16 protein-coding genes are annotated in these 21,841 nt (G+C 26.6%); all 16 read left to right on the top strand.

The features are described from left to right. Positions 1-2: 2 nt before the first annotated feature. The gene (locus AACL04_RS02960) at positions 3-641 is read left to right on the top strand and encodes a nucleotide exchange factor GrpE (protein ID WP_339029411.1); all 639 of its coding nucleotides are present in this window, start codon (positions 3-5) and stop codon (positions 639-641) included. Positions 642-671: 30 nt separating this feature from the next. Next, positions 672-2,510, top strand: a complete 1,839-nt coding sequence (gene dnaK, locus AACL04_RS02955) for a molecular chaperone DnaK (RefSeq protein WP_339029410.1) — start codon at positions 672-674, stop codon at positions 2,508-2,510. Between the two features lie 56 nt (positions 2,511-2,566). Beyond that, complete coding sequence (locus AACL04_RS02950; RefSeq protein WP_339029409.1) at positions 2,567-3,694, top strand: DnaJ C-terminal domain-containing protein; 1,128 nt, start codon at positions 2,567-2,569, stop codon at positions 3,692-3,694. 80 nt (positions 3,695-3,774) lie between these two features. Continuing rightward, positions 3,775-5,508, top strand: coding sequence for a hypothetical protein (locus tag AACL04_RS02945; RefSeq protein WP_339029407.1), 1,734 nt, complete (start codon positions 3,775-3,777; stop codon positions 5,506-5,508). Positions 5,509-5,523: 15 nt separating this feature from the next. Continuing rightward, positions 5,524-6,651 (top strand): tRNA 2-thiouridine(34) synthase MnmA, encoded by a 1,128-nt coding sequence (gene mnmA / locus AACL04_RS02940; RefSeq protein WP_339029405.1) that lies wholly within the window; start codon positions 5,524-5,526, stop codon positions 6,649-6,651. 47 nt (positions 6,652-6,698) lie between these two features. Next, entirely contained in the window at positions 6,699-7,328 is a 630-nt protein-coding gene (locus AACL04_RS02935; protein WP_339029404.1) for a hypothetical protein, read from the top strand. Positions 7,329-7,367: 39 nt separating this feature from the next. Then, positions 7,368-9,443, top strand: coding sequence for a DUF2779 domain-containing protein (locus AACL04_RS02930; RefSeq protein ID WP_339029402.1), 2,076 nt, complete (start codon positions 7,368-7,370; stop codon positions 9,441-9,443). Continuing rightward, positions 9,443-10,390, top strand: a complete 948-nt coding sequence (gene fmt, locus AACL04_RS02925; RefSeq protein ID WP_339029400.1) for a methionyl-tRNA formyltransferase — start codon at positions 9,443-9,445, stop codon at positions 10,388-10,390. Before AACL04_RS02930 ends, fmt begins: the two co-directional genes overlap by 1 nt. Positions 10,391-10,480: 90 nt before the next feature. Continuing rightward, positions 10,481-11,038, top strand: a complete 558-nt coding sequence (efp, locus tag AACL04_RS02920; protein ID WP_339029399.1) for an elongation factor P — start codon at positions 10,481-10,483, stop codon at positions 11,036-11,038. A gap of 24 nt (positions 11,039-11,062) precedes the next feature. Then, positions 11,063-11,353 carry an MMB_0454 family protein gene (locus AACL04_RS02915; RefSeq protein WP_339029397.1) on the top strand — a complete coding sequence of 97 codons (291 nt, stop codon included), beginning with the start codon at positions 11,063-11,065 and terminating at the stop codon, positions 11,351-11,353. Positions 11,354-11,489: 136 nt separating this feature from the next. Then, positions 11,490-13,391, top strand: a complete 1,902-nt coding sequence (locus AACL04_RS02910; RefSeq protein ID WP_339029396.1) for a hypothetical protein — start codon at positions 11,490-11,492, stop codon at positions 13,389-13,391. A 239-nt stretch (positions 13,392-13,630) separates the two neighbouring features. Next, positions 13,631-15,328 carry a hypothetical protein gene (locus AACL04_RS02905; RefSeq protein ID WP_339029395.1) on the top strand — a complete coding sequence of 566 codons (1,698 nt, stop codon included), beginning with the start codon at positions 13,631-13,633 and terminating at the stop codon, positions 15,326-15,328. A gap of 113 nt (positions 15,329-15,441) precedes the next feature. Beyond that, complete coding sequence (locus AACL04_RS02900) at positions 15,442-16,068, top strand: hypothetical protein (RefSeq protein ID WP_339029393.1); 627 nt, start codon at positions 15,442-15,444, stop codon at positions 16,066-16,068. A gap of 55 nt (positions 16,069-16,123) precedes the next feature. Beyond that, positions 16,124-17,413 carry a trigger factor gene (tig, locus tag AACL04_RS02895; protein WP_339029392.1) on the top strand — a complete coding sequence of 430 codons (1,290 nt, stop codon included), beginning with the start codon at positions 16,124-16,126 and terminating at the stop codon, positions 17,411-17,413. Positions 17,414-17,512: 99 nt separating this feature from the next. Next, complete coding sequence (gene lon / locus AACL04_RS02890; protein WP_339029391.1) at positions 17,513-19,888, top strand: endopeptidase La; 2,376 nt, start codon at positions 17,513-17,515, stop codon at positions 19,886-19,888. Positions 19,889-19,970: 82 nt separating this feature from the next. Continuing rightward, positions 19,971-21,836, top strand: coding sequence for an ABC transporter ATP-binding protein (locus tag AACL04_RS02885; RefSeq protein ID WP_339029390.1), 1,866 nt, complete (start codon positions 19,971-19,973; stop codon positions 21,834-21,836). The last annotated feature ends 5 nt before the right edge of the window (positions 21,837-21,841 follow it).

Below are 21,841 nucleotides of genomic sequence, written 5' to 3'. Positions count from 1 at the left end.
AAATGGAAAAAGAAAAAATGAAAAAAATTTTGGATCTATTTGAAATAATTAAAAAAGAATTAAATATAAATCCAAAAGTAAAAGAAATTAAAGATGAAAAATCTGATAAAGATCATAAAGATATAAAAACTGAAGACAAAAAAAATAAGGAAGTTAAAGTTGAAGAACTTTCTAATATTGAAAAATTGGAATTAGAGTTTGTAGCTTTGAATGATGAAATTGCAAAACTAGAAGAAGCAAGATTAATTGCGGTAGCTGATAATCAAAATACAGTTAGAAGATTTCAAAATGAAAGTGTTTTGGTTAGAAAGTATGGCGGTGAAAAATTAGCTTCAGAGCTGATTCCAGCAATAGATATGTTTAGAGGAGTTTTAAAATCAACTCCTGATAATGCTGAAATTAAAAATTATTTAATGGGATTTGAAATGATTATTAATCAAATTGACCAAGCATTAACAAATGCTGGTGTAGCAATGGTTGTTGTAAAACCAGGAGATGATTTCAATCCAGAATTGCATTCTGCAATTGAGCAAGTAAAAAGTGAAGAATTTAAATCAGGGAAAATAGCAATCGTTGTTTCGAATGGTTATAAATTACATGATAGAGTTATTAAACATGCAGCTGTAAAAGTTGCAGAGTAATTTAGAAAAATATTAAAGGAGAGATTAATTATGGCAAAAGAAAGAATTATAGGAATAGACTTAGGTACAACAAATTCATGTGTAGCTATTATGGAGGGTGGACAACCAATGGTTCTTGAAAACCCTGAAGGTCAAAGAACAACACCATCTGTTGTTGCATTTAAAAATAGTGACATTATTATTGGGGGAGCTGCAAAAAGACAGGCAGTAACAAACCCAAATACAGCAATATCAATTAAACGTGATATGGGAACAAATAAAAAAAGAAATTTAGAAGGAAAAGATTATTCTCCAGAACAAATTTCTGCAGAAATTTTAAGATATTTAAAAAAATATGCTGAAGATAAAATTGGTACAAAAGTTACAAAAGCTGTTATTACAGTACCAGCTTACTTTAATGATGCTCAAAGAAAAGCTACAAAAGATGCAGGGAAAATTGCAGGTTTAGATGTTGAAAGAATTATTAATGAACCTACTGCAGCTGCATTGGCATATGGAATTGACAAACAAGATAAAGAAATGAAAGTTTTAGTTTATGACTTGGGTGGAGGAACATTTGACGTTTCATTATTAGAATTAGCAGAAGGAACATATGATGTTTTATCAACTTCAGGAGATAATGAATTGGGTGGAGATGACTTCGACCAAAAAATTATGGATTGAATCGGTCAAGAAATTAAAAAAGAACACAATATTGATTTATCAAAAGATAAAATGGCTTTACAAAGATTTAAAGATGAAGCAGAAAAAGCAAAAATTAACTTATCAAGTCAAGTTGAAACAGAAATTAACTTACCATTTATTGCAATGAATGAAAGTGGACCAGTTAACTTTTCAACTAAATTATCAAGAGCAGAGTTTCAAAAAATGTCAAAAGATTTAGTTGAAAGAACTAGAAAACCAGTTGAAGATGCTTTAAAAGAAGCAAAATTAAAAGCTAGTGATATTGATCAAGTTCTTTTAGTTGGTGGATCAACAAGAATTCCAGCAGTTCAAGAATTAGTAAAATCATTACTTGGAAAAGAACCAAATAGAACTATTAATCCAGATGAAGTTGTTGCTATGGGTGCAGCTATTCAAGGTGGAGTTTTAGCTGGGGACGTAACTGATGTTCTTTTATTAGATGTTACTCCTCTAACATTAGGGATTGAAACAATGGGTGGAGTTATGACACCTTTAATTCAAAGAAATACAACAATTCCTACTGAAAAATCACAAGTATTCTCAACAGCAGTTGATAATCAACCAGCAGTTGATATTAATGTATTACAAGGTGAAAGACCAATGGCTGGAGATAATAAATCATTAGGACAATTCCAATTAACAGGAATCAAACCAGCTCCAAAAGGAACTCCTCAAATTGAAGTTACATTTAAAATTGACGTAAATGGTATTGTATCTGTAACTGCAAAAGATAAAGCTACTAATGAAGAAAAAACTATTACAATCTCAAACTCAGGTAGTTTATCTGATAAAGAAATTGAGAGAATGGTTAAAGAAGCTGAAGAAAATCAAGAGTCAGATAATAAAAAACGTAAAAATATTGAACTAAAAAATAAGGCTGAAAGTTACTTGAATATAATTGAATCTTCAATTAGTGAAACTGGAGATCAAGTAAATGAAGAGCAAAAAAAACAATCTGAAGAAATGGCAAAAGAAATTCGTGAATTAATTTCAAAAGAAGATTATGAAACTTTAGAGAAAAAAATGAATGACTTAGAGCAAGCAATGAAAATGGCTTCAGAAATGGCAGCTCAACAAACACAAGCTGGTGCAACTGAACAACCAAAAGAAGATATTGAAGATAAAAAAGATAAAAAAGACAAAAAAGATAAAAAAGACAAAAGTAAAGATGAAGAATCTAAATAATTTTAAAAAACAACTAATTTGTAGTTGTTTTTTAAAGATAAGAAAGAAGGTATATTATGGCTAAAAGAGATTACTATGAAATTTTGGGTATTGCCAAATCTTCATCTGAAGATGATATCAAAAAAGCATATCGTAAGTTAGCTAAAAAATACCACCCAGATATTTGTAAAGAACCAGATGCGGAAGAAAAGTTTAAAGAAGCTACAGAAGCAGCTGAAGTACTATTGGATGCAAATAAACGTCAAGCTTATGATCAGTTTGGTCACGATGGATTAAGTGGAATGGGTTCTGGCTTTGGTGGTGGATTTGGACAAGGATTCGGAGACTTCTTCTCAAATATGGGAGGAGCAGGAGACTTTTTCTCAGACATCTTTTCTAATTTTTTTGGAGGAAGAGGTAATTCTTCTTCAAGAGCAAGATCTTCAAGAGGAAAAGATGTTGTAATAGATGTTAATTTAACTCTAAAAGAATTATTATTTGGAGTTGACAAAGAAATTAAAATGGATTTAATTTCAAAATGTGATAATTGTGATGGAACTGGTGCAAAATCAAAATCAGATATTGTTGAGTGTGAAGTATGTAATGGACATGGTGTTGTTACTGTACTTCAAGATATGGGTATTGCTAAATTTCAAACACAACAATCTTGTCCAAAATGTAAGGGAAATGGAAAAGAAAATAAGAATCCATGTAAAACTTGTAGAGGAAATGCAACTGTTCTTAAAAAGGAAACTGTCATGATGCCAATACCAAAAGGTTTAGTTCCAGGTCAGCAAATTGTTTTAAGAAATGCAGGAAACTATTCTCCAAATGGTGGAGAACGTGGGCATTTATATGCAGATATACATCTGAATGGTTCTAAAAAATTAGCAATAGTAAATGAGTTTGATATTAAATTTAAATTTGATATTAGTTATCTAGATGCTATTCTTGCAAATGAAATTTCTATAAAAACATTAGATGGAAATATTAATGTAAAAATACCAAAAGGTATTAAAAATGGAGATATTATTACTGTTAAAAATTATGGACTATATAGAGGTGTTAAATCATCTCACAGAGGTAATTTATTATTAGAAGTTAATTTTGTAATTCCAAAAGATCTTGAAAAAAACGAGAGAGAAAAATTGCAAAGTATATTAAATTCAACTGATTTTAAAGTTACAAATAATTTAGAAGAATAACCTATAAGGTTATTTTTTTTACATAAAGTATTATTTTTCAAAGCCACTAATTATTGTATAATTAGTTAGTGAGGTTTATTATGTCTGATAAAATAAAAGTTTTAAAAATTAATAAAAATTTAACAAATACCTTTGATGAAAACTCAGGGGATTTTTATACAAATAAACTATGATTTGATGAAAACTCTGGAGAGACAATTTTAACAGAATTGGATAAAACAATGGAATTTAAAGCAAAAAACATATCAAAAATTGATCTTGTTCAAAATGCTAATTCTCATTTTTTTGCTCCAGAAAATTCAAATAATTTGGCTTTTCAAAAAACTGATATTGGTAATAAAACATATGAGTCAATTAATTTAGTTGATAAGATGATTATGCCAAGAAGATCTGATATAAGAAAAGAAATTATTGATTTAAGAGTTAGAAGTTATGAAAATGAACAAAATGATAAAGATTATCTTCTTAATAAATTAAATATTGATTTAAAACCAAATAATAAATTTAAAAACTATAATTTAGCTAGAAATGAGAAGTTAGTGCCTAAAACAAATTCTTATCAACAAGAACTAAAAGAGTTAGAAGTTTCATTAAATAAAAAAATTGATGAGATTAAAAAAACTGTGGAAATGACTTCAGAGCAAATAACTGATATTTTTAATAATAAAGAAGAAGTTGTAAAGAACAAAGAAAATAAAGAAAAAGATAGTTCTTTAGTTCAAAAATCAAATGAAGTAAATTCAGATAAAAATGAGAATGAAAATGTATTTTTTTCTAAAATTATTAAAGAAGAAGAGAAAAATGATATTAAGAATGATGTAAAAGATAAAATAAATTTTGATAATAAAAAAGAATTCTTTGAAAATCAGTTAGATGATGAAAAATTATTATCTGCAAATATGTTATTAGTAGAAAATAAGTTGTTAACAGAAAATAAAAGATTAATGGAAGAAAAATTATTAGTAGAAAATAAACTTTTAGCTGAAAATAAAAGACTAAATGAGGAAAAAATTTTAATGGAGCAAAAATTTTTAGCTGAAAAAAAATTAGTTGAAGTAGAATTAGAAGAAGAAAATAGATTAGCAGAAATAAAACTATTAGAAGAAAAAAGAAAAATGACAGAAGAACAATGATTAACTAATAGAAAATTAATAATTCAAAAAAAACTAGTAGAAAAAAGACTGCTTGATGAACAATCAAAAGCACTTGAAGAGCAGAAAAAAGGAATTGAAGAACAAAATCTTAAAGAACAAAAAAATTTTCAAGATCTGCAAGAAATTGAAGATGACAAAAAACTTCAAAAAATGGAAATTAAAAGAGATGAAATGAACGTCAAACAAAATTTAGAAACTAAAGCCGATGCTGAACAAAAAATAGACAAAATTGTGCATGTTAATTTTGAAGATGAAAATGCGAAAAAGAATAATGATAAATCTTTAAACATTAGTAATACACTTCCAAGTGCTGATTTAGATACAAAGGAGTTAAATTTATTCTTTAAAGAGGATAATAATTACTCATTGCCGGTAATAAATAATTCTGATTACACTATTGCAAATACAGTTGATGATCTACAAAAAGCTTTTAATAGTCTTGAAAATAGAAATAAAAAAAATAAGGTGAAAACTGATTTTTTTGAAAAAGATGGTGGCACAACTCAACTTGTAGAAAGCCTACAAGTAAAATCAAAATTAACTAAGAATCAAAACTTAAATTCTTTTAATTTTGATTCATTTGAGGATTGATATAATGACTCAAAAGTAGATAAAAAAATTAGTAAACTATCAAAAAAGGAACAGAAAAAAAAGAAATAAAATAAGGCGAAAATTATGAAAAAAAAGAAAGTTATTGTTGGTCTAAGTGGAGGTGTAGATTCTTCTGTTACTGCAGCAATATTATTAGAACAAGGTTATGAAGTTGAAGCTCTTTTTATGAGAAATTGAGATAGTAACTTAAATAATGATATTCTTGGAAATAAATTAGATGAAGAAGTATGCCCACAAGAAAAGGATTACTTAGATGCTTTAGAAGTAGCTAAAAAATTGAATATAAAAATTCATAGAGTTGATTTCATTAAAGAATATTGAGACTATGTTTTTGAGCATTTTGTAAGTGAATACAAAAAGGGAAGAACACCAAATCCAGATATTCTTTGTAATAAATACATTAAGTTTGATAAGTTTTTAGATTATGCAATCAATGATCTTAAAGCAGACTATATTGCAATGGGTCATTATGCAGGAGTAAGATTTGATAAAGATAAAAATACTTATGAATTAATAAGAGGACTTGATAAGGAAAAAGACCAAAGCTATTTTCTTTGTCAGTTAAATCAAAAACAGTTATCAAAAACGCTTTTTCCACTTCAAAAATTTCAAAAGAGTGAAATTAGAAAAATTGCAAAAAAATATGATTTAATAACAGCTGAAAAAAAAGATTCTACAGGTATTTGTTTTATTGGAGAGAGAGATTTTACTAATTTTTTACAAAATTATATTTCAAATCAACCAGGAGATATTATAGATATAAAATCTAATAAAAAAATAGGAACACATATTGGTGTAATGTATTATACAATTGGCCAAAGAAAAGGACTAAATCTTGGTGGTCAAAAAGAACCATATTATGTTGCTAAAAAGGATATTATAAATAAAATTATTTATGTAGCTCCAGCAAGCGACGAAACTTTTTTAGAATCAAAAAGTTGCATAGTTGAGGAATTTAATTTTATATCTAATTACGAAATATATTTTAAATCAAATAAGTTTCAATGTAGTGCAAAATTTAGATATAGACAAAAAGACATTAAAGTAGAAGTAGAAGTAATCTCAAATAATAAAATTAAAATTACTTATCAAGAACCAGTTAGGGCTGTTACAGAGGGTCAAGAAGCAGTATTATATATTAATGAGATTTGTCTTGGTGGTGGAGTTATTGATAAAGTTTTAAAAATTTAAAAAAATGAGTTAAAATAAAAAAGAATTAGAAGAAGGTGTAGAGTTACATGTTATTAAGCAGTTCAACAAGTACTATTGTAATTGGAGTTGTTGTTTTAGTTGTTTTAATATTTGTTATAGTTTCATCAATAACAAGTAAAAAAGCTCAAAAAGTTGAACAACAAAAAAGAAAAAAAGTAGTTAAAGAAGAAATTAAAAACTATCTGGCAAAAACACAAAACATTAAAAACATTAAAGTTGAATATGAAAAGGTTTATGCTAGAAAAGGCGTAGAGTACAAATATAGAGATGTTTTTGATGTTGTTGTTCAAATGTTTGAACCAAAAACAAATAAGTTAATTTCAACTAATGCATATGAAGTAGAAGGAATTACTACAAAATCAGGAAAAAATAACTATGTAACTGCTTGACAAGTTAATGGTGAAATTGACCTTGAAAATACAAAAAGAAGGATAGCTATTGCAGAAAAAAAAGTTAAATTAACAAAACAAGAAAAAGTTGTACTTAAAAAAGAAGAAAAATTAAAAACTATTGAACATAAAACTCAAGTTAAAGAGGAACTTAAAAATATCAAAGTTGAGAAAAAAACTCAAAAAAGTAATAAAGATATTTCTCTTCAAATGGATAAAGCTATTAAAGCAACAACAGTTAAATTTATACCAAGAAGAAATAAGTAACATATTTTATAATATGTTTTTTGTTTAGGGGATTATAAGATGAAAGTAGTTACAAAAGAAGATTTTAAAAGATATATGGGTGTATGCCCAAAAATAGCTTGAATTTTTCACAATTTAGAAAATTTTAAAACAATTATTAATTTGAAAAAAAATAAGATTCTTGAAACTCATTACAAAGTTGAAATGAACACGGAAGATGATTTTAATTCTTCTTCTGGATTTAATGCAATTGATTTATATTCTGATTTATTGACAAAAGAAGAAAGTCTTTTATCAAAAGAGGAGCTGAATCAAAAAGAATTATTAATTAAACAATTAAATGGTCTTAATGGTTTTGAAATATCAGGTCTTCCTGCAGAAACAATTGTTGATGGATTGGCAGTTGGTGAAGCTGCTAGGGAGTATTTTATTGAAAAATTATATGAAGAGAATTCAGTGGAGAAAACAAATTTTGAATATTTTGATTTTCAGGAAATGGAATATAGTCAAACAATTCAAAAAACACGTGAGATTTTAGATAATAATAATATAAAGTATTTGTTTGAGCCCACTTTTGAAGCTAATGACTCTATGTTAAGAGTTAGATGTGACGTTTTAATTAACAATGGTAATAAGCACGTTACTATTGTTGAATTTAAGGCTTCAACCTCTTCAAAGACTGAGCATTTTTTTGATATTATGTATCAAAAAAAAGTTTTAGAAAAAAATGGTTACATTGTTGATGATGTAAAAATAGGTCTAATAAATAGAGACTATATTAGAGGAATTGGTATTAAAGAAGAAAGACGAGATTTTGAAGTATCAGATCTATATGATATAGATTATGAAAAGGACGTAAAACCTAAAACTAAGGATTTAAAACTTCCAATTAGTGGCGAATCTGATTTAATATATTCACAATTAATAAGAGTTACAGATAAATTGGAGAATTCAATAAAGCTTCCAAAAATTAATAGTTTAATTGAAGGAATGGAAGCAAATGATTTCTATTTTGATGGTTGTATAGCGAAAATATCAGCTTTTTTTGAAACAAAAGAGAATTTATTTAATGAAAAGTGTAAAAAAATTAAATTAGAATATGCAAAATTAAGCTATAAACTTGATGAAAAATATTGTCAACATGTTGTTCCATATTATGATAAAAGTAAATTTAATCTTTACGAATTATCAGGTTTTAAAGCTTCTGCAGCAGTTATACATTCCTTATTTCCAAAAGATATTTATATTGAAAATATCAAGGACTTAGATGATAATAAATATATTTATAATTCTAAAAATTTGTTTAAGCAAGATCAAAAAAGAGTAATTAATGTTGTTTCCAATTTTATAAAAAATAATAAAATTACAGCCAATGATATTATCAAAGCTGGTTCATATGAAACAATCTTAAAAGATTTAAAACAATATTATGATTATCCAGTTTATATGTACGACTTTGAAACAGTAAAATGAGCAATTCCTAAGTATGATAATTCTTGAGCTTACCAACAAATTCCATTTCAATATTCAATTCATGTTATTGATAATCCAAATTATGATTTTAATGACCCAATAAATACAATGAAACATTTAAACTTTATTGCAAGTAATCAAGATGATCCAAGACCAGAATTTTTATTAAATTTTATTAGAGATTGTTTTAAATATGGTCCAGGCATTTATGTGGCATATAATAAATCTTTTGAAAAGGGAGTTTTAAAAAATCTTATTTATTGTTATCCTCAATTCACAATTCCTTTAACTTACATTTATATGAATACTATTGACTTAATGGAATTCTTCAGAAAAAGAGGAGACAATTGATTAATTTATCATCCAGAGTTTAGAGGTTCATATTCAATTAAAAAAACTCAACCTGCTTTGGATAGTAGTTTGAGTTACAAGGACCTAAAAATTAATAAAGGTGATAAAGCAAGCCAAACTTTCAGACAATTTTTAGATAATGTAATCAGTCAAGAAGAATATGAAGTAATTTTAAAAGAAGATATGCTTAAATATTGTGACAGAGATACATTAGCCATGATTGTAGTTTTACAAAAAGTTGTAGATATTGTTAAGGAATATAATCCTAATTTTTTAAAAGATCTTATGAAATTAAGAGAGGATGAGAAATAATGTTTAAAGTAATATTTTGTGGTACTCCTGATATATCTGTTGAGATTTTAAAAGGTATAGAAAAAACTGGTCTAACAATTGTTGGTGTTATTACTCAACCTGACAAACAAATTGGTAGAAAAAAAGAGATTAAGTTTTCACCAGTAAAAGAATATAGTCTAAGTAAAAAATATAGATTATTTCAACCTTTTAAGATTTCACAAATTTATGATGAATTAAAAAGTCTAAAAGCAGATTTTATGATTACTTGTGCTTATGGTCAATTTATTACTCAACCAATTTTAGATCTCTTTAAAAATTGTATTAATGTTCATGCAAGTCTTTTACCAAAATACAGAGGTGGAAGCCCGATACAATATGCAATTATGAATGGAGAAAGTAAAACTGGTATTTCATTAATGAAAATGATTAAAAAGATGGATGCTGGTGATGTGTATTGCCAAGCAGAAATTTTAATTACACAAGAAGATAATGCTGATTCAGTTTTTAAAAAAATGGCTGTTTTAGGTAAAAAAATGATAGAAGAAAGTTTATTACAAATATTAAAAGGGCAATTAATTGGAGTTCAACAAGATGAATCTAAAGTTAGCTTTGCATATAATTTAAAAAATGAAGAAGAAAAAATAGATTGAAATAAATCAGCTGAGCAAATTTGCAATTTTATTAGAGCTTTGAGTCCTCAGCCAATTGCTTTTACATATATTGACAAAGAAAGAATTAAAATAAAATCAGCAAGAGTTATAAAAGATGAAGAGAAATTAATGACATTAGATAAATTATTTGCTAATGGAGAAATAATTGCCATTGATAAAGAGGGAATAATTGTAAATACAACTAATGGATTTTTAAAAATTATTGAACTTCAAAGAGAAGGAAAAAAAATGGTTAGTGCATCTACTTTTAAAGATCCAAATTCACCTATAAAAGTTGGTTTAATTTTTAACTAATTTTTATTTATAAATAAATCCTTTCAAATTAGCACAAGAGAGGATTTTTTATATATAATTTAATTAGATACATTAAAGGGAGATTATTTTATGTCAGTAAACGATTTAAGACCTGGAAGTACATTCTTATATGATGGGAATATTTTTGTTGTTTTGGAAAACTCATTTTCTAAAACAGGTAGACAACAGGGAAAAGTTACAGTTAAAGTTAAAAACTTGAGAACTGCAGCAAGAGTTGAAATTACTTTTACAGGGGGAGAAAAAGTAGATAAGGCTTTAATTGAGAAAAAGGATATGCAATTTTTATATAATGATGGTTCAAATTGTGTTTTAATGAATACTGAAACTTATGAACAAGTGGAAATTGCTTCAGCAAAATTAGAATGAGAATTAAAATTTATAACAGATGGTATTATGGTAAAAATGACAGAGTATGATGGTGAAATTCTGGGAATAACTATTCCTGAAAAAATAGAACTAACAATAGTTGAAGCTGAACCTGCTGTTAAAGGTGATACAACTAGTGGAGCTCAAAAAAAGGCAAAAGTTGAAACAGGGTTAGAAATAACTGTTCCTTTATTTATTAAAGAAGGAGAAAAAGTGTTAATTAATACTACTGATGGAAAATATGCAGGAAGAGCAAACTAAAATAAGAAATTAGAGGTGAATAATATGTACATATCTATTGAAAGAAACTCTAGAGGTAATCTAGAAATAGATGAAAAAATACTAAGTAAAATAATTGAATTTGATGTTACTTCAATTGCAGTTGGCTATAAAAGTATAAATGTAAGTGTAACTATTCATCAGGAAACTGATCTATTTATTTTGATAAGAGTATATGCACTTGGCAAAGGAAAATTTTTTATGGATGGAATTAAAGCAACATCAGTTATTAACGATTCTATTTATAAAACTTTAAAAGTAAAACCAAAAAATATATCTTTTGCATTTATTAAATAGATGCTTGTCTATTTAATTTTTATTTTATAAACTAAAAATTATTTATCTTTTATTATAACTGTTCTAGGCAAGATAACCTTTAAAAATAGGGTTAAATAGTGTATAATAAATCTATATTTAAATGGAGGAACTAGGCATGGCGGCTAATAATAAATCATTAGGAAAAAAAATAAGTACTACAAGGACAAAAACAGTTATTGTAAAGAAGCCTGGCTCAAATGAATATTTATATCAAAAGTTTGGTCCCAAAGCATTAGCTTTAATTAATAAATATAATCTACAAATTGATGAAAGTTATAAAAAATTAATTTCTTCATATGAAAGAATAAACTCATTACCTAAGAATGACCCAAGAAGACCTAATTTAATTGACTTATGAGAAGGTGAATTTAATAGGATTTTTAAACATTTTTGAGAAAATTTTGCTAATGGACAAAATTCTACTAATGAAAGAGCAATTTCTGGTTGAAAAGATAGATTAGATGTTAAACCAGTATCAGTATTACCAGATGAAAAAAGAAAAGATTTAATATCAAGACTTTCTCCTACTGCATCAAGCTTTAAAGGTAGCAAGACAACTAAGGAAGAAATTTTATCTAGAGCTGGTTATTCAAATCAAATTAAAGCAGAAAAATTTAATTTTACTGCAACAGCTAAAACTGGACAAAGCTTATTTGAAATTGAAAACTTATTAAGTGCGGCAGAAGAAAAGGGAGTTGGAGAACCAGAAAGCATTCTAAAAAATAGCTTTGCAGCTCTTCAATCTAGTGAAAATGAATTTGCTTCAAGTAAATCAGTTATTAGAATAGACGAAGAAACTGAATTGATGACTTCATCTGCAATTCCAGATCCTAATTTGTTAGATTTTATTAATGATGGAAATGTTTCAAATAATTTAATTAAAGAGGAAAATGTCAATGTTGCAGATCAAGAGTTAACAAAAGAAACTAAAATTTCTGAAAGTGAATCTCAAGAAAATAATTCAGAAAGTATTGGATATATTGCAAGAGAAAATATGTCTAGAGAAGATTTTAATAAAACAAACAATATTGAAGTACAAGAAAGTAACTTAGTAAAAGAAGATGAAAATCTTGCAGCTTTAGAATTAGGAACAGAATTTTTCCAAAAACACTTAACTGAAGAATTTGACATCAATACTAATATTTATGTTACAGATAAAATGGGTAAAATTGAATATAGTATGAAAGATGAAATGATAATTCCAGAAAAAAGAAATATCCTTTCAAAAGAAGGATTTGAAATTAATTTAAATCCTGAAAAAACTAACTTATTAATCACAAACAATGAAAGAACTGAAAAAAAAGAGCAATCAAAACCTTATCATGAAGAAAGACCAGTAGGATACTATCCAATAAATTATGATGCTGCAAAAAGACCAATGATTCATGATTTAATTGCTTCAAATGAAAGAGAAAGTTTAGCACTTGATGAAATGACTCATAAAGTTGAGTATTTGAGACAATTAAGAAATGATCGTCGTCATAGAGTTAATATGATGAAAATCGAAAGAGCTAACAGTTATATTGTTACTCGTGCAAGAAGATTGGCCGAATCACGTGAATTAAGAAGACTTAAAAGACGTGAGGATGTAAACTTAAAAACAATCGAAAAAGCAGAGAGATTAAGAAGATTACATGAAAGACAAAAATTAATTGAATTAATGAAAGAACGTCAATTAAAAAGAACTGAAGAAAAACGTGTTGCTTCAGTTTTAAGACTTGAACGTGAGAGACGTTATGAAAGAGATGCTAAATATAGAGCTGAAATAGCAACTATTGACGCACAAATTAGACAAGAACAAGAATTAATAAAAGGTACTGAATTAAAAATGAAAGCATACTTTACAAAAGTTAATGATAATGAAATGTTTGATGAGTCATTAAAAGTTGCTAAAGAAATAGTTCCAAATTACAAAGCAATTCAACAAAAAGCAGAAACTATTCAACAATTAGAAGAACAAAAACGTAAGGATAGAGTTGAAAAAATTAGTAGAAAATTTATAAAAAATATTAAATAATAAAAAGACAGTTTTTATGATAAAAATGTCTTTTTTTTATTTTTTAATGATATTTAAAAAACTCTTTTAAATTGAATAATATACTTTATTTTGTAAATAAAATATGATATTTATAGTAAAATATTTTTAACTAGTAAAAGTTTGCTTAAATTGTTTTAAACAAACTATAGTAATCAATTTGATATTTATTTTTAATTGTTTCAAACAATTAAAAAAAGAAAAAGAGGTAATAAATAACAATGGCAGTTAAGAACAAAAGTAGAGTAAGAACAGAAAGTGATTTTTCATTACTATCTGGAAAAGTTAGAGCTAGAGTTAAAAATTTAATTGAAAAGAGACTTAATAGTAAAACAATAGTATTATTTGCTCAAGAATACGAAGCATATGATATAAATTTTCGTATTCAATTAATTGACTATATTAATTATTTAATGGAAATTGAGAATTCAAATTTACCTGCTTATTTAAGCAACAGAAACCAAGCAGCTAATGAAGCTGTTTATCAAAGTTTAAAAAAAACTATTTTTAAAGATAAGGAACTTGATAAAAAAAATTTTAAATTCCAATTAAATGACTCTAAAGCAGCAACTAGTCAAAAATTAGTTAATAGTTCTATTCAAGCAGATCCAAGAAAAAAAGCTAAGGAAAATGATGTTCCTAAACTAAATTCTATTAATAGAAATTCAATTGAAAAATTATTATTGGAAGCAAAACAAAGAGAAGAACAAGAAACTAAACTTAGAGATGCAAAATTAAAAGAACAACAAAGATTAATTGAGCAACAAAAAAGAGAATTAGAAGAAAAAATGGCCTTAGAAAGAAAAAGAACTGAGGAACTAGCAGCTAAATTAAAAGAAGAAAAAAGAATACTTGAAGAGAAAAGACTTGCAGAAGAAAGAAAAAGAGAATTAGAAGAACAAAAAATTCTTGATAAAAAATTAAAAGAGGAAAAAGCAGCTAGATTAAGAGAAGAAAAAAGAATAGCTGAAGAACAAAGAATTGCTGAAGAAAAAAGAAAAGAATTAGAAAAACAAAAAGCTATTGAGAAGAAATTAAGACAAGAGAAAGCAGCTAAATTGCGAGAAGAGAAAAGAATAGCTGAGCAACAGAGAGCGGAAAAACAAAGATTAGAAGAGGAAAAAAGAGCAGCTGAACAAAAAAAACTAGCTGAAGAGCAAAGAATTGTTGCAGAAAAAAGAATAGCTGAAGAACAGAGAATTGCTGAAGAAAAAATAAAAGAATTAGAAAAACAAAAAGCTATTGAGAAGAAACTAAGACAAGAGAAAGCAGCTAAACTTAAAGCAGAGAAAGCTGAAAGAGAAGCAAAAATAAGTGAAGAAAATAAACTAGCTGAGAAAAAGCGCTTGGCTGAGCAAAGACAAATTGCTGAAGAAAAACGTATTAAAGAAGAACAGAAACGTTTAGAAGAAGAGAAAGCAGCTAGGGAAGAAGAAATGGTTTCTGTTGAAAGAGTTATTGAGACTAGATCTGTAAAAGAGAGAGATTACTTTAGAGAGCAAGCAGAAAAAGAAAAACTTTGAATGCAATTATATGGTAGATCAAGAGAAGATGCACAAAAATATAGACAGAGTCAAGAAGAGAAAAAAGTATCTAAAATTAGTGAACATAATAAAAAGGTATATATTGATTCTTCAATTGAAGCTCAAAAAACTTTTACTATTCTTGGATATGAGTTCTCAATGTCTGAAACGATAGACCCAAAAAGCAAGTTCTTTAGTTTTTGATATGATTTAAAAAAGAAATTAAACACTTCAAATATCTCTGTTTGATTAAATATTCACCCAGAAAAACAAAAATCAATACTTAAAAAAAGATTAAAACTTGAAGCAGGACTTTGAGAAAAAATAAGATATATATTTACAAGTGAACCAATTCAGAAAAAAAATCCACCAAAAAAAACTAAGAAAAATAAATAATAGCAATATAAATAGATTAAATAATAAATATTTTAATCTAGTATTTATCTTCCAAATAAAAAAATAATTTAGTTGCAATATATTAATTTAAATTACTGATGGGAGAGAAAATTATGAAATGTTGTGATTGTAAAAATAAAATAGATAATTGCAGTTGTTCAATAATTGAATGTAATTGCAATGAAATCATTAATTGTTTGTGCTGTTTATTTAAGTTTTGGGAAGAAAGAGATAAACAATTAAGTATTCATGAAACTTTTATAAATTTTTGAAAAGAGACAATAAAAATTAAGGCCATCCCTAGTGTTATAAAAAAAGATATTGAAAGTAGTTTTAAGAAACTTTCAAAAGTAGAAAATTGTTTAAATAAGCTAAATAAGGCCAATTATATAAAATATCTTGATTTAAAATATGATCCAGAATATATTGCAAAATTAATGCAGAAAAATAATATGTCTAAATTAAGTTATTTTATTACTAAACTTGAATCATATATTGAATTTTCTAATATTTTAATAGATGTAAGTGAATATTTAAATTCTAAAAATATTTACTTAAAATTAAATGTAAATATTAATGAAATAGTTAAATTATTGCCTATAATTGTTGAAATATTTGTTTGTTTTGAACCATCAATTGAGAATTCTCTAGAGTATGAAACTTTAAAAGAAAAAATGTATATTTTTGACTCAAATTTAATTAATTTAGAAAATAAGTTAGAGATTAAAATTACTTTATAATAGTCAATTATTTGTTATAATAAAAAAAGTTATGTATAAAAGAGGAGAAATTTATATGAAATTTAGTACAAAAAAAATTGCACAAAAAGGACAAGGAATTTGGATAGTTACAATTGAAGGTAAAGAATGAGAAGAAGCAGTAAAAAAAGGTAAATCAAAAGCAGCAGCTAACATTGAAATACCAGGTTTTAGAAAAGGTAAAGCGCCAAAAGAAAAAATTGAACAATATTTAACACCAGTTAAATATTTAAATGCAGCAGTTCAATCAATTATGGATAAAGCTTGGACTTTTGCAAGAAATCAAAAGTCTGATATTGAACCATTTACTTCACCAGTACCAACGCCTGTTAAAATTAGTGAAAAAGAATGTGAGTTACACTTTATTTTTGATTTAAAACCAGAAATAAAAATTGGAACTTACAAAGGACTAAAAGATAAAGAGTTATTGAAAGAAGAGTTAAAAGTTACAAAAGAGGAATTGGATAAAGCAATTGATCAATATAGAGAAAGATTTGTAATGGAAAAACTAAAAGAAAAAGGTGCTAAAATTGCTAAGGGCGATTCAGTGTCATTTGATTTTGAAGGATTTATTGATGGTAAATCTTTCAAAGGTGGAAAAGGACTAGATTTCAAATTAATTATTGGAAGTGGCCAAATGATTCCTGGTTTTGAAGATGCAATGATTGGTAAAGGACTAGGAGAATCTTCAATTAATGTAGTATTCCCCATAGACTATACTGAGGAATTAAAAGGGAAAAAAGCTGAGTTTAAATTAGATGTAAAAGAAATTAAAGAGAGAATTTTACCTGCAAAAGATGATGAATTAGTAAAGGATTTAAATCTACCGGGAATTACTACTTTTAAAGAGTTAGAAAGTAGTTTAAAAACTCAAATTTTAGATCAAAAAACATTACAATCAAAAAATATTTTTGTAAACAAAGTAATAGATTTAATTAGATTGAATTCAACAATTGAAATTCCAAAATCAGCTATTAATAAAGAAATTGAAACCTTATACAAAGAATTTGAAGCAAAGGTTCAAAGTCAAAAAATAACAATCAAAGATTATAAAAAACAAACTGGGTTAACTGATAGCGATATCAGAAACGAATTATTTGGAGATGCAAAAAAACGTATTGAAAGTTATTTAATAACAGATCAAGTTAGAAATACTGAAAAATTTGAAGTATTAAAAGAAGAAATGAAACAAAAGTATGAAACTTTAGCTAAAACATTTGGTGTAGAAATTGACTTTATTAAGAATTCTTTCTTACCAGAAGCACAGATAAAAGAAGAAATAATTAAAGAAAAAATCGTTGATTTCTTATATACAAATAACGGTTAAAAATACAAAATTTCTTGTATTTTTTTCTTTTTTTAGCACTTAACTCTTGCAAGTGCTAAAAATTATGATATTATATTTTTGTACCTAAGGAGGAATATTATGAATAAAAAATTACCAATGTTAATTACTCGTGGCAGTTATATTTACCCAACTTTTGAACAAGTTTTGGAAATTGGTAGAGATAAAACAACACTTGCAGTTAAAGAAGCTGTTGACAAATATGAGGGAAAAATTCTAATGGTTTCACAAAAAAAACCATTAGAAGATGATCCAAAATTAAATGATTTATTCACATTTGGTGTATTGGCTGAAGTAAAAATTAAAAAAGAATGAAAAGATGGTACATTAACTGTAAATATAAAATCAATATCACGTATAGAAATTAGTGATATTGAGTTGAAAGAGTTTTATATTGCAAATTATAAAGTAAAAGATAGCTTAAAGAGCTCAAATAAAGAAGCATTAGATAAGATAACAAAATATATTAAGGCAATGATAAGTTCACAAGATGAATTCCCATCAGAAGTTGGCGATATTATTAAAACTTCTGCTGCAAATGTTGACCCTAATTTTATTGTAGATAGTGCTGCTAATTTGATGCCATTTATGCCAATTGAAAAGAAACAAGCAATGCTTGAAGAATTAGATCCTGTTAAAAGAATTGAAATAATTAATGACTTTTTAGATGAAAAACGTCAATCAGCAGATATTGAATCATCAATTAGTAAAAAAATTAAATCAAGAGTTGATGAACAACAAAGAGAATTTTATTTAAGAGAAAAATTAAAAGCTATTAAAGAAGAATTAGGGGATATTGATGGAGAAGGAGATGATTTGGCTAAATATAAAAAACGCCTTGAATCAGAACCTTTCCCAGAAAACATAAAAAAAAGAATTTTATCAGAAATTGATAAATGTGAGGGAATGCCTGCGTCTTCTTCAGAAGCAAATATTACAAGAACATATATTGATTGAATGATGCAAACACCATGATGACAAAAAACTGAGGAAAAAACAAATCTAACTTTTGCAAAAAAAATTTTAGATAAGCATCACTATGGATTAGAAAAAGTTAAAGAAAGAATTATTGAGTATTTAGCTGTCAAACAAAATACTAACAAAGTGAAAGGGCAAATAATTACATTAGTAGGTCCTCCAGGAGTTGGTAAAACAAGTTTAGCAAAATCTATTGCTGAATCAATGGGAAGAGAATTTGTGAAAATGGCTCTTGGTGGTGTTAAAGATGAATCAGAAATTAGAGGTCATAGAAAAACTTATATAGGAGCAATGCCAGGTAGAGTAATTCAGGGAATGAAGAAAGCTGCAGTTAAAAACCCAGTTTTCTTACTTGATGAAATTGATAAAATGGCAAGTGACTATAGAGGAGATCCAGCTTCAGCAATGTTAGAAGTATTAGATCCAGAACAAAACTCAAAATTTTCAGATCATTATTTAGAAGAAGAATATGATTTAAGCGATGTTGTATTTATTGCAACTGCAAATTATCCTGAAAATATTCCAGAAGCTTTATATGATAGAATGGAAATTATTGAATTATCAAGTTATACTGAAATTGAAAAAATGAAAATTGCAGAAGAGTATTTAATTCCTAAAGTTTTAGATGATCATGCTGTTACTAAAGAACAAGTAATCTTTAAAAAAGAAGCAATCAATGAAATTATCAAACACTATACTAGAGAAGCTGGTGTAAGACAATTAGAAAGATGAATTGCTTCAATCACTAGAAAATTTGTTGTAAAAATGTTAAAAAAAGAAATTGAAACATTAACAGTTACTCCTAAAGTAGTTAATGAATTACTTAAAAAAAGAATTTTTGAGCATACTGAAAAAGAAAATGAGGCTCAAGTCGGAGTTGTTACAGGACTTGCTTATACTCAATTTGGAGGAGATATTTTACCAATTGAAGTCAACCACTTTCCTGGTAAAGGGGGATTAATTCTTACTGGTAAACTTGGAGATGTTATGAAAGAATCAGCAACTATAGCTTATGACTTTGTTAAATCAAATTATAAAGCATTTGGTATTCCTAAAGAAGTATTCAATGAAAATGATATTCATATCCATGTTCCTGAAGGAGCTGTTCCAAAAGATGGACCAAGTGCTGGTGTAACAATTACTACAGCAATTGTTTCAGCATTAACAAATAAACCTGTGCCAAAAGAAATAGGTATGACAGGTGAAATTACATTAAGAGGATTAGTATTCCCAATTGGTGGATTAAGAGAAAAATCAATTTCTGCTCATAGAAGTGGTTTGAAAAAAATATTAATTCCTTTTAAAAATACTAAAGATATCGAAGATATTCCTGAAGAGGTAAGAAAAGAATTGGAAGTAGTTCCTGTTCAAAAATACTCAGAAGTTTATGAAAATGTATTCGGTATTAAATTAAATGATCTTGTTAGAGAATTACCAATTGCAACTTCATCGAAAGAAGAAGGCAAAAAAACTCATTAATATATAAAAACAACTTTCTAATAGTTGTTTTTATATTTTTATGATAATATATCAACAATATAAAATAGAGGGGAAAATTTATATGGATAATTCATATAATGCAACAAATAATCCTATTGGAGATGTGATTGTTGCGAATAATAGAGAAGAATCTAAAAAATATATTCCAGATGATAAGGTTTATAAATTAGTTAAAGAAAAAAATAAACTTAAATTTTCGTGAATAGTTTTAATTTATGGATGAAAATATAAGGCATTGTTTTTAAGTGTAGTTTTTGTTGTAACTTTTAGTGCTTTTTTAGTAAGTTTAAATACTTTATTTTTAAGAAATGTTCTTAGTGCAGCACAAGCCCAAAATGGACAGTATTGAAATTTATCTTGAAAAGCATGAATGGCTATAACTGCTACAGATTTAATTTTGCTATATTTTTGTACATATATTAGGAACTCATGTTCAATTATGCTTGCAGTAAATATAGAAGTAGAATTAAGAAATTTAACAATAAAAAGATTATTAGAGCAAGACATTAGTTATTATTCTGATAAAAAAATTGGAAAATTAATGACAAAATTAGTGGGAGATACTAATGTTATTGGAAACGAAATTTCAGGAATGATTGCTTGAGTAATTCAAGCACCATTAGTTATTGTAATGGGAACAGCTATGATGTTTGCAATTCATTGACAACTTGCTTTAGTTGCAAGTATTTGTGTTTACTCATTAACATTTATTGTAATAATGTTTTCACTTCAATATCAAAAAAAGGTTAAAAAAGTTAGAGATGTAATTTCTGATGTCAATGGTGATGTAATTGATCGAATTGGAGCAATTAAATTAGTAAAAGCAACAGGAACAAGAAGATATGAAGAATCAAGATTAGAAGAACTTCATAAGCCTTATATTAAGGCCTTTAGACCAATTTCAAAAATAGATGGTACTTTATTAGCAATTTTAATTGCTTCAGATGTTCTAATTAATTTAATTATGATAACTATTGCAATAGAATTTTTTAATGATAATAAGATGTTGACAACTACTCTACCATCATTTATTTCAGCTATGGTTGGTTTAACTCGTCCTTTATGACAAATAGCTGCAATTATTCCGGGTCTATCAAGAGCATCGGCATCTTCTGCACAAATATATGAAGTTATTGAAAAAGAGCCAATTCTTGATGATAAAGATAAATCAGGGATTTTATTTGATGAAAATATTTCAAAAATTGAATTTAGAAAAGTTAAATTTAATTATCCTGAGAAACCAGAAGTTAACATTGTTCCAAATTTAGATATTACTTTAGAAAAGGGAAAATCTTATGCGTTTGTAGGTGAAACTGGAAGTGGTAAATCTACAATTTCAAAATTATTGTTAAGATTTTATGATCCAACTGAAGGTTGTATTTTAGTTAATGATAAGAATTTAAAAGACTTTAATTTAAAAAGTTATTTAAGTCATGTTGGTTATGTTGAACAAGAGCCATCAATAATTTTTGGTGATGTTTATGATAATGTTAGATATGGTCATTTCAATGCCACTGAAGAGGAAGTACATGAAGCTTGTAAAAAAGCTCAAATTGATCAAATTATTAATAGTTGACCTTATGGTTATCAAACTATTTTAGGAGAACGTGGTTTATTACTAAGTGGTGGTCAAAAACAAAGACTTGTAATTGCAAGAATTTTACTTAGAAATCCTGAATTATTAATTTTAGATGAGGCAACAAGTGCGTTAGATAATATTGTTGAAAAAGAAATTCAAGTTCAATTAAATGAACTGATGAAAGAAAAAACATCAGTAATAATTGCACATAGATTGAGCACTATAAAAGATGTTGATAAAATATTTGTATTAGCTCCTGGTAAGGGAATTGTTCAACAAGGAACTTATAAAGAATTAATCAAAATTCCAGGAAAATTTAAAGATTTGCATGATGCAGGTAAGTCTTAAAAACT

The organism is Spiroplasma endosymbiont of Cantharis nigra (assembly GCF_964019925.1).
GTDB lineage: Bacteria > Bacillota_I > Bacilli_A > Mycoplasmatales > Mycoplasmataceae > Spiroplasma_A.
This window is presented reverse-complemented; position numbering and strand designations above follow the sequence as displayed.